This is a genomic window from Streptomyces sp. GbtcB6 (assembly GCF_019091475.1).
Classification (GTDB): Bacteria; Actinomycetota; Actinomycetes; order Streptomycetales; family Streptomycetaceae; genus Streptomyces; species Streptomyces hyaluromycini.
Genome location: NZ_JAGXJL010000514.1, coordinates 1 through 232, shown reverse-complemented (window position 1 = coordinate 232; position 232 = coordinate 1). Strand labels below are relative to the sequence as shown.

1 protein-coding gene is annotated in these 232 nt (G+C 75.0%); it reads left to right on the top strand.

What is annotated here, in order from left to right; genetic code table 11:
- On the top strand, positions 1 to 232 hold a 232-nt coding region (locus KVT45_RS55835; protein WP_217562800.1), incomplete at both ends, for a hypothetical protein.

The following is a 232-nucleotide window of genomic DNA, read 5'->3' as shown; positions in this document are numbered from 1 at the left end:
GGACGGCACGGACCGCGGCGCCCTGCTGCGCCCTCACGCCGAGGAGATGGACTGGATCGCCGACTCGGTCGCCCACCTCGTCCCCACCGGCACCGCCCCCGGTGAGATCGCGGTCCTGTGCCGCACGGCGACCGACTTCGCGGAGAGCCAGGGCGCCCTCGTCGCCCGCGACATCCCCGTCGAGGTCGTCGCCCTCTCCGGGCTGCTGCACCTGCCCGAGGTCGCCGACCTA